This is a genomic window from Azonexus sp. (assembly GCF_047638095.1).
Lineage (GTDB): Bacteria > Pseudomonadota > Gammaproteobacteria > Burkholderiales > Rhodocyclaceae > Azonexus.
Window position 1 is genome coordinate 1 of record NZ_JBLJBW010000007.1, and the last position, 14,022, is coordinate 14,022.

Sequence of the window (14,022 nt, forward strand, 5' to 3'; positions counted from 1 at the left end):
AAAACTGCTGAGCGCCTCCCTGAATACAGAGCCTCTTTGCTCGGCCTTTTTCCTCGGGGGTAAATGCGATTGCCCTGGCGCGCCGTTCAGAGCAAGCTTTGCGGGCTCGGTTGCGTGGTATGGAGGGTTTGCGGCAGACGGCTTGCTTAAGTCGCTTGCGGGCGCAATTATTTGCATGTTGATTGCTTGTGAAGAATTTTCGGCATATTGATAAATTCATGTTTTTAGGTGCAAAATGCGGGCGGGCGAGTTTGTGGAAATGATAATGCGCAATAAAAGTGCAAGGGGGAAAATGCTGTTTGTAAGTTCTCTAACGGCATTTGCTGAGGCCTCGGCAGAATCGGTCGAGCCGGTCCTGAGCGCAGATATTTGGAGCAAAGAATTGTCGTTGCTGCTTGGGTTTTTGCTGCTTCTTGTGCTGGCCTACAACCTGTTTACACATTTTCGATTGCGCCGCTTGCAGCGGGCATTGGAAAATTTTTCTGCCGGTGATGCAGCGGTGCGCTGTGGTGTGCGTGGTGCCGGTACATTAGGACGTCTGGGGGTTCGCCTGGATCAGGCCTTGAGTGACTGGAGTGCTAAGCGCCAACAGTTAAGCGAAAGCGAAGAGCGCTTCAAAATGGCTTTGCACGGCTGCGATATCGGGGTTTGGGATTGGCGCATCAACGCGGGTATCACCTATTACTCGCCGCGCTGGAAAACCCTGTTGGGCTTTGCGGAAGACGATACGTCGATTCATGGGCAGCCTTGGTTGCAGCGGGTTTATCCAGAAGATTTGGGGCGGGTGACGCAGCTTTTGGAAGCCCACTTGAGCGGGCAAACCCCGGTTTTTGTTGCGGAATATCGCTTGATAAAGGCGGCGGGGGGGTATCTCTGGGTGCAGCAAAGCGGTGTGGCGGTACGTGACGTCAATGGGGAAGCCGTCCGCATGATTGGCGCGCTGACCGATATTACGGCGCGCCGGGAGGCTGAACTTGCGCTCATGCGCAGCAAGGAGGCTTATCGTGCGGTGCTCGAAGGCGTCACACAAGTCATTTTTCGTGCCGATACCGAAGGGCGTTTCGTCATGCTTAATACGGCCTGGGAGGAATTGACCGGTCATGCGGTTGCACTGTCGCTGGGCGAATGTTTGCAGTCTTATCTCGAGGCAGAAGATGCTGCGGTGTTTTCAAACTATTTGCAGGAAATTCAACGCACGCCCGAGGCAAGCTTGAATCGTGAATTACGCATTCGTGATGCAGCAGGCCGGAGTCACTGGTTTTCTGCCGCTGTGCGTACCGCTCGCATAGAAGGCAAGATCGTTCTGGCGGGCGTGCTGGCTGATATCGAAGCGCGAAAAATTGCCGAACTTGAACTCGCACGCAGTAATGATGTACGCGACGCAATTCTCAATCTGGGGCCGGACGGTTTCGTATTTGTTGATCCGCAAGGCATTGTCAGTTTTGTGAATCCGGCCTTTACCGTCATGACCGGGTTGCCGGAGTCTGCTTGTATAGGACGTGCACTTGCCCTGCTGGAGCAGCAGCTCGAAGATTTGGGTGATCGTCGGCCTTCGTTCATCGATGCACAAGAGCAATCGGATGGCCTGTTTGAATTGAGCGTGCCGCGAAAACTTGTCGTGCGCTGGCAGGCGCGCGCTTTGCCGGGTGAAGGCGCACGCGGCCACGTGATTTATCTGCGCGACATCACGAGTGAGAGCGAGGTGGATCGGATGAAGAGCGATTTCTTGTCAACTGCAGCCCATGAACTGCGCACGCCGATGTCGAGCATTTTTGGTTTCTCAGAAATGCTGTTGTCGCGCGAATTTGAGCCCGCCGTACAAAAAGACTTGCTGACACGGATTTACCGGCAAACAAAAAACTTGATCAATTTAGTCAATGAATTACTTGATCTGTCGCGGATTGAGGCGCGTGGCGGAAAAAACTTCAAACTCAACGTTCAGGAAGTTACGCCGATTTTGCTCAACGCGATTGCTTCCCAGCATTTTCCTGAAGCAAGCCACCGCCTGGTGATGGATTGGCCGAAGTTGCAGCAGAAAGTCAGCGTCGATAGCGACAAATTGCAGCAATGCATCATCAACGTGTTGAGTAATGCCGTGAAATACTCGCCAGAAGGCGGCCAGGTGCGCATTTCTTACGAGGAAAAAACGGCCAATGGACAAATGTTCATGGGAATCGTGGTTAGCGATGAAGGCATTGGCATGTCGCCCGAACAAACGGCGAGAATTTTCGAGCGCTTTTATCGGGCAAATACGCATTCAGGGATTCCTGGGACGGGCTTGGGTATGGCATTGGTCAATGAATATATGAAGTTTTTTTCCGGAGAGGTCGAAGTACGCAGCCAAACCGGTGAAGGGACGAGTGTGGTTCTTTGGCTCCCCGTGGTGAAGAAAAACGCATGAACGCACCCGACTCCCCGCAACGGATTCTCATCATCGATGATGAAAGCGATTTGCGTTTTCTGGCGCGTCTTGCGCTCGAGCCGCTCGGAGCGGAAATTCGGGAGTTGGATAATGCCGTGAATGCCCTGGCAGAGATCCGTAGCTTCAAACCGGATTTGGTCATTCTCGACATCATGCTGCCGGGCGGTATTGATGGTTTGCAGTTATGTCAGGCCATCAAATTCGACCCCCAGACCGCCAAAATTAAGGTTTTTTTGCTCTCGGCCAAAGGCCAGCTGACAGACATCGACGCTGGCAAGCGTGCAGGTGCAGATCAGTACATCGTCAAACCATTTAGTCCGCAAGGCTTGCTCGAAACGGTAAAAAACAGCTGGAAGGATTGACTTTTCGATCTCGATCAGCATAATGAACAAATCAGTCTAAAGTGTTTTTTTTGAAAGGAGAGCGGCAATGAAAGAGGCAACGATGCGCTTTTTGCGTGATGAAGAAGGGGCAACTGCCGTTGAATACGGTTTGATTGCTGCATTGATTGCAGTGGCGATCATTCTTTCGATCACCGACCTGGGGACGAAACTCAAGGAAGTGTTCGAAACCGTTAAGAAGGCGCTTCCCTGAGTTTTTGTTTTAAAGCAGCCATGGGTCAACACCAACTTGCTTGAATTCGGGGTGGCGCTTCAGCTCGTGTTGACGGTTTGGGCGTTGATCTTGGCGGTGAGCGATGCGCGCTGCCGTAAATTGCCCAATGCCTGGCTCTTGGCGGGAATTGCTGTTGGGCTGGTATTTTTTGTGGCCCGCGGCAGTCTGCCTTTTGGGCAAGGGGTGTTCGAAGCGGTGCTGGTGTTGGTGCTGGTGCTACTTTGCTTCATCCCGTTTTACCTCGCCGGTTGGATGGGAGCGGGTGATGTCAAGTACATGGCAGTGATCGGCTGGTTGGGCGGTGGGGAGGTTTTCTTTGCCGTTTTTCTGATCGGATCGATCATCGCCGGTTTGGCTGCCGTCATGATCCAGGGGTGGCCGCAACTGTGGCGTCAACTGCTTGGAAGCGCCGCGCTCGATGAACGACTGTCGCTGCGCATACCGTTTGGTAGTTGTCTTTCACTCGCCTTGCTGGCGGTTCTCTGGCTGGGAGTTCCGGGATGGTTGCATCTGCTTAAAGAGCGCTTGTTATGAAAAACACGCAAAGACGCACGCAAAAGCAAGGAAAAACACAAAAAAACACTATGTGTAGGCAAATGTACGGAAAAATGCGCGGCCAACAGGTACGGAAACAACAGACTGGGGCAGTCGTGATTGAGTTTGCCCTGGTTTTTGTGCTTTTTTTCATGCTGATGTATGCCATGGTGGCTTACGGTTTGGCCTTTGCGGTGAAGCATTCCCTGGTTCAGTCGGCGAACGAAGGCGCACGGGCGGCGGTGCGTGACGTGGGGGGCTTGCCTGAGCGCATTGCCCTGGCCAAAACGGTGACCGGCGAGAGCCTGCTCTGGTTAGGTGCGCGCGCACCGGTGCCGGAAGTGACTGCTGCAGCGTGCAGTGGTACGCCCTATATGTGCGTCGATGTGCGGGTCAGGTATGACTACAAGGCCAATCCACTGGTGCCCGGCTTGCCGGCCATGGGGATCGTGCTCCCCGACCATCTGGAAGGGCGGGCAAAGGTGCAACTCGATGCAGTGTATTGACCGGTCGCTGGCCGCTTAAGGAGATTGACGGTGGGTAAAACACAACGCGTGCTCGGCATTTTACTCGTGCTTGTCGCCATTGGTCTGGCGGCTTACGCATGGACAGTCAGTAAACAAATGATGCCGGAAGCACCGAAAACCTATGCGGTTGTGGTTGCCGCGGCGCGAATCGAAGCGGATACCCTGCTGACCGCTGAAAATCTGCGAATCATGAATTTTCCCGAGCGGCCAAGCGGTAGTTTTGACAGTATTACACCGCTTGTCGGTACTGTGACTCCGGTGGATATCGCTGCCGGAGAGACGGTATTGAGTGAGCGGATTACGCCACCCGTTACACAGGCGTCGATGCAAGCGCTGAAACCGGGCGAGCGGGCTGTGGCGATTCGCGTTGATGAGGTGATCGCTGTCGGCAACCGGATTCGTCCCGGTGATCGGGTCGATGTGTTTGCTATTTTTCGGCGTAACAGCGATGAAATCACGGATTCTCACGCTCGTTTGTTGTTGCCCGGTCTGCGTGTCGTCGCTTTTGGCAGCCAAGAGACGGCCGAGAGCAGCAAAAAAGGAGCGAGCAAGGTGGATACGGCCCGCACGGCAGTTCTCGCCATGCCGGTGGCCGACGTCGAAAAACTGGCGCTGGCCGCCGAAGCGGGGCGCTTGATGCTGGCCTTGCATCCTCAGCAAAAGGCGGCACAGACCGATGAGATCGTGCCTGAAGCGCCTGTGCTGACACCGTTCAGGTTGAAAGATTTGACATTGACTTCTGCTGCTACGCCGGCGCGCCCAACTTCTGCTTCGGTGCCGGGAACAAAACAGGCGGGTACGACGGTTCGGGTATGGCACGGTCTGAAAGAAACTGCAGTGCATTTTCAGGGGGCAAAATAATGGTGCGGCAGTGGAAAGAGTGTCAGGTGACGCGGGTAGCCTTGCAGCTTGCGTTGTGGGCGAGCTTGTCAATGTTCGGCAGTAGTTCTTGGGCGAGCGAATTCGTGGGCGAAACGCTACGTGTTGATGCCGGCGGCCAGGAAATCGTCGATATGCGTCAGTCTGTCACCCGGGTTGCGGTGGGTGATGAGGCTGTGGCGGCGATTCGTGTGGTTTCACCCCGGCAATTCATCGTTCAGGGAAAAGCCCCTGGGGTGACCAGTTTGTTGATTTGGTTGCGTGGCCGCGCCAAAGCCGAAGAAAAACGCGTTCTGGTCAGCGTGCCGGCATTTACAGAAGAAAATAGCAGCGATCTGGTATTGAAATCGACGGGTGACTTGCGCCTCCTAAGTGGCAGCGCACCCGACGTGGCGAGTGTCGTTGCCGCGCGCGAGCGCGCCCAGCATCTCGGTGCGGCTAAAGAAGCGGCACCTTTACTTGATACCAGCAGCGTTCAGGTAAGCGGTGAAGTGCAGATCGATGTGCGGGTGGTGGAATTTAGCCGCAAGGTCATGAATCGGGCAGGGATGAGTTTTCTATCCAATAAATCAGGTTTCAGTTTCGGCACCTTTGCGCCGGGCAGCCTCGGTAAAGCACAGGTCAGTAACGGTGCGATTACGGTTGAAAGCAGTGTACCTGTGTCGCAGGCTTTGAATCTGCTCTTGGGTTCATCCAAACGCAACTTGCTGGGCGTGGTGAGTTTGCTCGAAGGCAATGGTTTTGCTCGCACGCTGGCGCAACCGACCCTGATCGCGCAAAGCGGTCGAGATGCCGATTTTCTGGCAGGCGGTGAATTTCCAGTCCCCGTTCCACAAGCCTTGGGGCAGACCACTATCCAATACAAACCCTACGGTATCCGTTTGCAGGTTTCCCCCACGGTGCTGGCAACGAATCGCATCGCCTTGACGGTAACGCCGGAAGTGAGTGATCTCGATTTTGAGAATGGGATTACGATCAATGGGGTGTCGGTGCCCAGCCTGACGACACGCCGCGCGTCCACCAGCGTGGAACTGGGGCACGGGGAGAGCTTCATCATTGGTGGCCTGGTCAGCCAGAATCTCATGCGTAACATCAATAAAGTCCCCGGCCTGGGCGATGTGCCGCTTGTCGGGGCGTTTTTCAAGAACGTCAGTATTTCCCGCGAAGACAAAGAGCTCGTTTTCATCGTCACCCCCCGCCTGGTGCGCCCGTTGGCCGCCGGCACCGAATTGGGAGAAATGCCCGGTGCTGAATTCGCCAAGCAGAATCAAGGCTTGATGGAAAGCTGGCTGACTTCGGACGAAGGTTTCAATCGCCGCATCACCGGCTTGTCTCAGTAATCGGAGTTGCGACATGGAAACGCGTTTCATCGTAGTCACCGCAGACGAAGTTCGCTTTACACAGTTGAACGAAGCAATTAAAGGGCTGGGGGTTTCGGTATGGTTGCATTGGAACAGCGATGTGCTGGTTCAGTTGGTGGGCTCGATGGGGGCCAGTGCCGTATTCATCGATTACAGTCACGAGCGTCTGGATGAAGCCTCTGCCCTCTCCAACAAGCTGCTTTCGGTTTATCCGCAGTTGTGGATCGTAGGGTTTGCCCCGCGTTCAGATTCAGAACTGATCGTTGAGGCCATGCGTTCCGGCGCACGCGATTTCGTTGAATTGGCATTCCCCGCCGACACCATCGTCCATTCGCTTCGTTTGGCGATGGAACGCACGCCGGGTTTGCCGGCGCAATCTTCCGGGAAAATGATTAGCCTATTGGGGGCTCGCCCCGGCGTGGGTACGACCACGGCGGCAGCGCATCTGGCCTTGTTGCTGAAACAAGAAGTGATGCCCGACGACCGGGTATTACTGCTGGATTTCGGCTATCCGGCAGGCGATGCCGCCCTGTATCTTGATACGCGGGTCAATTTCAATTTTTGCGATGCCGTGCGCAGTCTTCGTCGTCTGGACCAAGCCCTGCTGAGTACCGCTTTTGCACATCACAAAAGCGGCCTGTCCTTATTGACCTTGCCGCAAAACCTGGCAGAGCTGCGCGACGTTTCGCCAGATGATGCGATGACCTTACTCAGCATGTTGAAATCTTATTTCAGAGTGGTCATCGTTGATCTGGGCGGTTTTGCTGGAACCGATTTATTGCTTTACGCGCTTGGCGTCAGCGACCAAACCCTGTTGATCAGCGAACAAAGTGTGGCTTCGACCTATTCGGCCCGCCTGTTGTTATCGAATTTTCGCGAACGCGGTGTGAATACCGAGCGCATTGGCTTGATTGCCGGCAAAGTGGATCCCCGCATCGAGTTGAGTCCCGATCAACTGGCGCAGCATCTGGAATTGCGCCTGCTGCTCGAGTTGCCGGCGCGCCCGGAAAAATTTATCGAATGTGCCAATCAAGGGCGTTTGCTGCTCGATGTCGCGCCGAGCGATCCCTATGTCCAAGCCTTGCGCAAGCTGGCGCGGCAAAATGCTTTGGTGGAGCGGTGCGCAGAAAAAAACCGCAGTGAATCTTCGTCCTGGAAACGTAAGCTCAAATCCTGGATTGCAGGGTAGGAGGCGGTATGGACTTTGATTTCACGCTTGGCACCGATCCTAAGGGAGATTTTCGGCAATCCGACGAATTTCAGGACATCAAAGCGGTCATTCATCAACGCCTGGTCGAACGCATCGAAGATTTGAGCGTCGATTTTTCCAGCTGGTCGGCGCATGTCACGCAGCGCTTCGTGCAACAGGAGGTGGAGGATTTCGTCGCCAACCACCGAGCGCCGCTCAATATGAGTGACATTCAAGTCATCGTCAAAGAGCTTACGCACGAACTGACCGGCTTGGGGCCTTTGCAGGAACTGATCGATGACGATGCCGTGGCGGATATTTTGGTGAATGGTTACAAAGAGGTTTTCACCGAAAAAAACGGTCTTTTGCAGCGCAGTTCTGTTCGTTTTATCGATAATCGCCACCTCATGCGCATCATCCAGCGGATGATTGCACCCCTGGGCCGGCGAGTCGATGAAGGAAGCCCCATGGTTGATGCCCGCCTTCCCAATGGCGGGCGCTTGAATGTGATCATTCCACCGGTGTCGCTCAATGGGCCGGTGCTGTCCATCCGTAAATTTCGCGCCAAGCCGTTGCAAGCCTCAGACATGCTGGCTTACGGCACGCTGAATCAGGATATGCTTGATTTTCTTGCGCAGGCCACCCGGATGCGCTGCAATATCTTGATCAGCGGCGGTACCGGTTCGGGAAAAACTTCGTTTCTGAACATGCTGGCCCAATTCATCCCCGATGGCGAGCGGGTGATTACCATCGAGGATGCGGCTGAACTGCAACTGTTGCACGAGCATGTGGTGCGCCTTGAATCGCGCCCCGGCGGTTTGGAAAACACCGCAGAAGTCACGCCGCGCGATTTGCTGCGTAACAGCTTGCGCATGCGTCCAGATCGCATCATCGTCGGCGAGGTGCGTGGCGGCGAGGCCGTCGATATGCTGCAGGCAATGAACACCGGCCATGATGGATCGATGTCTACGATTCATACCAATTCACCGCGCGAGTGCATGCATCGGCTTGAAATGCTGCTGCATTTCGGCGGTTGGCAGGGCAGTGAGTTCAATTTGCGACGGCAAATTGCGGGTGCTGTCGATTTGATCGTGCAGCTTGCGCGGCTTTCCAGCGGTGCCCGGCGCGTCATGTCGATCAGTGAAATTACCGGCATGCAAGATGATGTCGTGGCGATGCAGGAGTTGTATCGTTTTGACCCGGGGCCCAATGGCCGTGAGGGTGTTTTTTCTCGGCCCTGCCAACCCCAATCGCAAAAATTAGCCAAAATTGCTTTTGCTCTCGGGAGGGGTGGCGGTGAGTGAGGCTCTGTTTGCCAGCCTATTTGCCAGTGTCTGCATGCTGATTGCCGGCGTGTTGTTCATTCGCGAAGCGAGCCGCAAGAAACGCAAACTTGCCGGAACGCAACGTTTGAACGAGATACTCGGCCGGCAAGATGAACGTTTGACGACATCCTTGCAAGAGCAGACCGGCGCGTGGACTCCAGACTTTCTCGATCGCTTGCTGCAGCGGGCCGATTTGACAAGCACGCGTAAAACCTATGTTTTGCTTGTGGCGGCAGCCTTGTTTTTACTGCTTTTGGCCAAGATGTTTCTTGGTTTGGTCTACGGCTTGCTGGTGCTGCTGCTGGTTTATCCCGTTTTACTCTGGTTTTTTTTGCGTTTTCGTGCAGAGCGTTTCCGCGACCACCTGGTTGAACAATTACCTGCATTTCTCGAGAGCATTTCACGCATTCTGAGCGTAGGGTGCAGTCTTGAGCTGGCTTTTCGCAATGCTACGGAGGAGTGTGAAAATCCCTTGCAATCGATTTGCCGCCAAGTGGTCGTGCGCACCCAGGCTGGGCAATCGATCGAGGATGCCTTGACGCAAGTGGCCGAAGATTACGATATCGAGGAATTGGGGTTCATGGCCTCGGTTTTTCACTTGGGCATGCGTTATGGTGGCAACGCACACGCCGTGCTCGAGCGTTTATCGACGACGATGCGCGAGCGTCTGCGCTCACAGCAAGAGTTACGCGCCATGACTGCCGAAACCCGCACCAGCGCCTGGATTCTGAGCGCCTTGCCGGTAGTGGTGGCGGGTATGACCATGATCAGCAATCCAGATTATTTGTTGGGCATGTGGAATGACGCCTTGGGCCGCAAACTGCTTTTTGCGGCATTCCTTTTGCAGATTTGCGGTATGGCTTTGCTGTTTCGGATGGCGAGGTTGCGCGCATGAGTGGATATTTGCCCTGGTTGGTTGCTGCCAGTGTTGCTCTGGGCGTTATCGGGGCCGGCAGTTTGCTTTTTGGCAGCCTGCAAAGCGCCTTGCGCAAGCTGGAGCAAAAACGGCGTTTCGAGATGCTCGATCGTTTACTTGACCCACAAATCGAACGCGCGGCAGAAGCAGAAGACGCGCGCTTTAATGCAGTAGAGCAGTGGATGCTGCGTCTTTCCGGGCGTTTGCCGTTGGCTGCGGTGGGGGATGAGGTAAATGAAGAGCGGAGTTTATTGATCAAAGCCGGAGTGCGCGGCACAAAACCCGCCATGGCGTTTCAAGCAACACGCTGGGGTTTTTTGTTTTTGTTGTTGGTTTTGGTTGCCAGTTACAGCGGCTTTACCGACAGCAGCGATGTTTGGTTGCGCCTGGTTGCGGCGGCCATCGTTGCTTATTTGCTGCCGCGTTACCTATTGCGTTTTCTTGCGCAGCGCCGGCAGCGGCGATTAGAAACCGAATTGCCGATTTTTATCGATTTTTTACGCATGATGCATAGCGTGGGCGTGAGCTTCGAGCAGGCGATTAATTTGTTTGCACATAATTCTCAACTGGCTTTACCCGTGCTTTCCAGCGAGCTTGCCGTGGTCGCCAACGCGATTCGCAGCGGGCGCAGCCGCGTCGAAGCACTACAGCTCATGGCGCAGCAGATGGATGTTGAAGACTTGAGCGAGTTGGTCGCCTTGATCTGCCACACCGAGCATTACGGGGCCGCAGTGCAGGAGCCTCTGCGGAAGTTTTCTCTGCGCATGACCGAACGCCGTCGTTTCGAAACACAAGAATATGTCGGTAAATTAGCAACGCGCATGGTGGTGGTGATGGTGATATTTTTGCTGCCCGCGCTGATGCTGGTGACCGCAGGGCCGGGTTTTGTGGCGGTATTCAAGGCCTTAGGGGGGATGTCATGAGCGCACAAGGCGATTGGCGATTGCTCTGGGCAGGCTTGGCATTGGTATTTGCGACAACACTGTCTGCCGTGGCACAAACAAGCGGTGGCGCAGGCGGGGCGGGGGCAGCGGTCGAAGAATCCCAGGCTTTGCGCCAAGACATGAACGATCCGGCACTTTATTTGCAGTTGATCGAAAGTTTGCAGCAGCGCCGGATGCATTATGCGGCGCTCGCCCATCTGGATGCTTTTGATCAGAAATGGCCGGACAACCGGCAGGCTCAGCTATTGCGTGCTGATGCCCTACGGCAAATCGGTTCGCTCGATGATGCGGCTAAAATTTATCAACACTTGACTGGAAAAAATCCCCTGCCGCAGGCGCTGCACGGTTTGGGTTTGATTGCCATTGCTCAAGGGCAGGCCGAAGCGGGTGAGCGTTTGTTGGTGCAGGCCAATCGCCTGGCACCGATCGATGCGCGGATTTTGAACGATTTAGGTTATGTGCAGATGAAGGCCGGGCGTCACGCCCTCGCGCGGATGAGCCTGACCAAGGCTTTCGAGCTGGATCCGGCCAATGTTCAAGCCGGCGCAAATCTGGCTTTGCTGTATCTGCAAATGCAAGAGCTTGGGCAGGCTGAGAAAATGATGCAGCATCTTGGTATGACAGATGCGCAACGCGCCCAGTTACGAGAAGAGTCGGCGAGTTTGTCCGGCCGATGATGTTTAACCGTGTTTTTCTGACAGAGAAAAAGGAAACAGCGAAGACCATGAAGAAAAAAACAACGGCACTAGCAAGCGGTGAAGTGTATTACACGACGCGTGAGGCGGCAGAAATGCTCAACGTTTCTTTACGCACCGTGCAACTTTGGGTGGAGGCCGGTGTGCTTAAAGCCTGGAAAACGGATGGTGGGCATCGGCGTGTGCCGATCAGTTCAGTTGAAGCCTTGATCAAGGAGCGTTTAGGGGAAGATCCGGCCACCCCGGAAGTGCAATCCATTGCCGAGCTTGCTTCAGCAAATGAGCACTACAGCGCGCTCGTTCTGGAAGACGACGAAGACATGCTGCACCTCTACAAAATGACGATGGAGTCCTGGGAGATGCCGGTACGTTTTACTTTCGTCAAGAGCGTGTTTGAAGCCTTGGTGGAAATCGGCCGTGCCCCGCCGGATTTGCTGATTACTGATTTGCGCATTCCCGGCGTTGATGGCTTCGAGATCATTCGGGTGCTGCGCGCCGATCCGGCGCTGTCGGCACTCAATATCGTCGCCGTCAGTGGCATGGAGAGGCATGAAATCGAAGAACGTGGCGGCGTGCCGGCTGAAATCACGGTGTTTGCAAAACCGCTTTCGTTCGAAGTGCTGCGAGGTTATCTCACGGCTTGTCTGGCCAATAAGGCATTACAGGAGAAACGCAATGCTCATCCGCTCTCTCGCGCCGCTTAGTTTTTTATTCTGCACCTGGGCGCTTGGCGCACAGGAAAACTTGCCGGAAGATGTTCCGCCGCCCCCGCCGATCGCCATTGGTGAAAGAACGATGGTCTTGCTCGAGCTACAGCGTTCGGGCGGCGTTGCCGGTGAATTTCGACCGATGCAGGGTGAAACCGCAGTGCGCGCTCAACAGCGTTATCTCGAGGCTTTTAAACGCCCGCTACCCAGCGTCAATGAAACAGGCAACTCGACTGCTGCAGGGGGGAGTTCTGCTGCCACAACGAAATAACTGGAGCGCCAACAAATGAAACCGGCCGCACAGCGTGGGGCGATCCTGGTCATGGCGGCCGTCGCCATGTCACTGGCGATAGGTGCGGCCTTACTGGCTGTCGATTTGGGCAGCCTCTTTCACGAACGCCGATATTTGCAGACAGTCGCAGATACGGCGGCGCTTTCTGCCGTTAACGATCCAGCGCACGCCCAGGCGATTGCGCTGGATGCCGCAGATGGCAACAACTATGTTTTGTCGGGGGGAAAGGGGCGCACTTTGCACGCCATTCCAGGTTTTTACGATACCCGGATGCGTGAATTTTCCCCCGGCGGGCCGGCATCTCTCTGGAACGCCGTACAGGTCACGGTGAGTGAGCAGCAGCCTTATTTCTTTGCCCTCGGCAGCCGCGAACTCAGGACGACGGCGACGGCGGTGCGTCAAGATATCGCCGGAATCAGCGTGGCCGCCTCGGTAGCAACGATCAATACTGAAAAATCAGTGCTTCTCAATGCCATTTTGGGGCGTTTGCTCAATACTTCGCTTGATCTGAGTGTTATCGCCTTCAAAGGCTTGCTGGATACGGCAGTTAATTTGCTCGATTTGGTTACCGCACATGCCCGCGTCGGCACGGTTGAAGAGTTGCTCGAAACCGATTTGTCAGTCAAAGAATTACTTGATCTGAGCGCGCGTGCCCTGGAGCAAAACAGCGCCCTCGGGCTGAATGCCACGGTTCTGGATACGCTCAATTTGCTGGCGGTAAAAGTTGATCCAGCGTTGCGTTTGAAATTAGGCGATTTGATCGATCTCGATCTGGTTTCAGGGCAACAAGCTGCGGGCGTCAAGCTTAATTTGATGCAGTTGGTGACTTTGAGTGCGCAGGTGGCCAATGGCGATCATTTTTTGAATATTCCGGTGCTCGGAGTTAATTTGCCGGGTTTGCTCAAACTCGACCTGGCGCTCACCATGCTGGAAAAACCGTCGATTGCGGTCGGGCCGGCGGGGGTTGATGCAAAAGGGGTGTGGCGTACCAGCGCGCATAATGCGCAATGGCGCGTCAAGCTCGATGTGATGGTGGCTGAAATTTTGGGCGGTTTGGTGCGTCTGCCGATTTACCTGGAAGTTGGCGCAGGAGAAGCCTGGATTGAGGCCATAAGCTGCCGCTGGCCGCGCGACGAGAGCGAAGTTACGGTGGGGGTGGCATCTAGCGCGGCGCGCTTATACGTTGGTGATGTCAACCCGGATGCCATGAGCAATCGTGCGGCGGCAGCGCATGTGACGCGTGCGACTCTACTTAACGTGCTCGGTTTGGTGCAAATTCACGCCAAGGCGGTGGTCGATGTACCCAGCGCCGGTGCTACCCAGATTTTTACCGGACCGTTCAACGCAAAAAATACGCAACGTTTAGACGGTTTATCTACGCATGGCCTGTTTGGAAAATTACTTTCCAATCTCGAATTGGACGTTGTTCTGCTAGGTTTGAGCTTGCCGCTCGGCGAAGCCCTGGCGGCCATTTTGTCGATTCTGACGCCGGTGTTCGAGCTGCTCGACGTCATTCTGAACCCGGTTTTATCCTTGCTTGGTATCCAGATCAACCTGGCAGACGTGACGGTATTCGATCTGTCTTGCGGCGCACCCTATCTCGTGCGCTGAGGTTT

General features: G+C 54.9%; 16 protein-coding genes. All 16 read left to right on the top strand.

The window, feature by feature from the left end:
- Positions 1-211, top strand: a 211-nt coding sequence (locus tag ACM62Q_RS02810; RefSeq protein WP_415033461.1) for a hypothetical protein, incomplete at its 5' end; no start/stop codon positions are given.
- Positions 212-382: 171 nt separating this feature from the next.
- Complete coding sequence (locus tag ACM62Q_RS02815; RefSeq protein ID WP_415033462.1) at positions 383-2,401, top strand: PAS domain S-box protein; 2,019 nt, start codon at positions 383-385, stop codon at positions 2,399-2,401.
- Positions 2,398-2,784 carry a response regulator transcription factor gene (locus ACM62Q_RS02820; RefSeq protein ID WP_415033463.1) on the top strand — a complete coding sequence of 129 codons (387 nt, stop codon included), beginning with the start codon at positions 2,398-2,400 and terminating at the stop codon, positions 2,782-2,784. The genes ACM62Q_RS02815 and ACM62Q_RS02820 overlap by 4 nt, the downstream gene beginning before the upstream one ends.
- Before the next feature lie 67 nt (positions 2,785-2,851).
- Positions 2,852-3,016: a Flp family type IVb pilin gene (locus ACM62Q_RS02825; protein ID WP_415033464.1), complete on the top strand. Its 165-nt coding sequence runs from the start codon at positions 2,852-2,854 to the stop codon at positions 3,014-3,016.
- A 51-nt stretch (positions 3,017-3,067) separates the two neighbouring features.
- Positions 3,068-3,571, top strand: a complete 504-nt coding sequence (locus ACM62Q_RS02830; RefSeq protein WP_415033465.1) for an A24 family peptidase — start codon at positions 3,068-3,070, stop codon at positions 3,569-3,571.
- Positions 3,572-3,687: 116 nt separating this feature from the next.
- Positions 3,688-4,077 carry a TadE/TadG family type IV pilus assembly protein gene (locus tag ACM62Q_RS02835; protein ID WP_415033466.1) on the top strand — a complete coding sequence of 130 codons (390 nt, stop codon included), beginning with the start codon at positions 3,688-3,690 and terminating at the stop codon, positions 4,075-4,077.
- A gap of 30 nt (positions 4,078-4,107) precedes the next feature.
- Positions 4,108-4,959: a Flp pilus assembly protein CpaB gene (cpaB, locus tag ACM62Q_RS02840; protein ID WP_415033467.1), complete on the top strand. Its 852-nt coding sequence runs from the start codon at positions 4,108-4,110 to the stop codon at positions 4,957-4,959.
- 71 nt (positions 4,960-5,030) lie between these two features.
- On the top strand, positions 5,031-6,317 hold the full coding sequence (locus ACM62Q_RS02845; RefSeq protein ID WP_415033468.1) for a type II and III secretion system protein family protein: 1,287 nt from the start codon (positions 5,031-5,033) through the stop codon (positions 6,315-6,317).
- A 13-nt stretch (positions 6,318-6,330) separates the two neighbouring features.
- Entirely contained in the window at positions 6,331-7,527 is a 1,197-nt protein-coding gene (locus ACM62Q_RS02850) for a hypothetical protein (RefSeq protein ID WP_415033469.1), read from the top strand.
- 8 nt (positions 7,528-7,535) lie between these two features.
- A complete protein-coding gene (locus tag ACM62Q_RS02855; RefSeq protein ID WP_415033470.1) occupies positions 7,536-8,831 on the top strand; it encodes a CpaF family protein in 1,296 nt (431 codons plus the stop codon).
- Positions 8,824-9,747, top strand: a complete 924-nt coding sequence (locus ACM62Q_RS02860; protein WP_415033471.1) for a type II secretion system F family protein — start codon at positions 8,824-8,826, stop codon at positions 9,745-9,747. Before ACM62Q_RS02855 ends, ACM62Q_RS02860 begins: the two co-directional genes overlap by 8 nt.
- The gene (locus ACM62Q_RS02865) at positions 9,744-10,691 is read left to right on the top strand and encodes a type II secretion system F family protein (RefSeq protein ID WP_415033472.1); all 948 of its coding nucleotides are present in this window, start codon (positions 9,744-9,746) and stop codon (positions 10,689-10,691) included. The genes ACM62Q_RS02860 and ACM62Q_RS02865 overlap by 4 nt, the downstream gene beginning before the upstream one ends.
- A complete protein-coding gene (locus tag ACM62Q_RS02870; RefSeq protein ID WP_415033473.1) occupies positions 10,688-11,389 on the top strand; it encodes a tetratricopeptide repeat protein in 702 nt (233 codons plus the stop codon). The genes ACM62Q_RS02865 and ACM62Q_RS02870 overlap by 4 nt, the downstream gene beginning before the upstream one ends.
- A gap of 47 nt (positions 11,390-11,436) precedes the next feature.
- Entirely contained in the window at positions 11,437-12,111 is a 675-nt protein-coding gene (locus tag ACM62Q_RS02875; protein WP_415033474.1) for a helix-turn-helix domain-containing protein, read from the top strand.
- A complete protein-coding gene (locus tag ACM62Q_RS02880; RefSeq protein ID WP_415033475.1) occupies positions 12,083-12,385 on the top strand; it encodes a DUF3613 domain-containing protein in 303 nt (100 codons plus the stop codon). Before ACM62Q_RS02875 ends, ACM62Q_RS02880 begins: the two co-directional genes overlap by 29 nt.
- Before the next feature lie 15 nt (positions 12,386-12,400).
- Positions 12,401-14,017 (top strand): pilus assembly protein TadG-related protein, encoded by a 1,617-nt coding sequence (locus ACM62Q_RS02885; protein ID WP_415033476.1) that lies wholly within the window; start codon positions 12,401-12,403, stop codon positions 14,015-14,017.
- Positions 14,018-14,022: the final 5 nt, after the last annotated feature.

Coding starts and splice junctions, on each gene's coding strand:
- ACM62Q_RS02825 (WP_415033464.1), top strand. CDS start 2,852: ATGAAAGAGGCAACGATGCGCTTTTTGCGTGATGAAGAAGGGGCAACT.
- ACM62Q_RS02865 (WP_415033472.1), top strand. CDS start 9,744: ATGAGTGGATATTTGCCCTGGTTGGTTGCTGCCAGTGTTGCTCTGGGC.
- ACM62Q_RS02880 (WP_415033475.1), top strand. CDS start 12,083: ATGCTCATCCGCTCTCTCGCGCCGCTTAGTTTTTTATTCTGCACCTGG.
- ACM62Q_RS02820 (WP_415033463.1), top strand. CDS start 2,398: ATGAACGCACCCGACTCCCCGCAACGGATTCTCATCATCGATGATGAA.
- ACM62Q_RS02875 (WP_415033474.1), top strand. CDS start 11,437: ATGAAGAAAAAAACAACGGCACTAGCAAGCGGTGAAGTGTATTACACG.
- ACM62Q_RS02845 (WP_415033468.1), top strand. CDS start 5,031: ATGTTCGGCAGTAGTTCTTGGGCGAGCGAATTCGTGGGCGAAACGCTA.
- ACM62Q_RS02885 (WP_415033476.1), top strand. CDS start 12,401: ATGAAACCGGCCGCACAGCGTGGGGCGATCCTGGTCATGGCGGCCGTC.
- ACM62Q_RS02870 (WP_415033473.1), top strand. CDS start 10,688: ATGAGCGCACAAGGCGATTGGCGATTGCTCTGGGCAGGCTTGGCATTG.
- ACM62Q_RS02855 (WP_415033470.1), top strand. CDS start 7,536: ATGGACTTTGATTTCACGCTTGGCACCGATCCTAAGGGAGATTTTCGG.
- ACM62Q_RS02850 (WP_415033469.1), top strand. CDS start 6,331: ATGGAAACGCGTTTCATCGTAGTCACCGCAGACGAAGTTCGCTTTACA.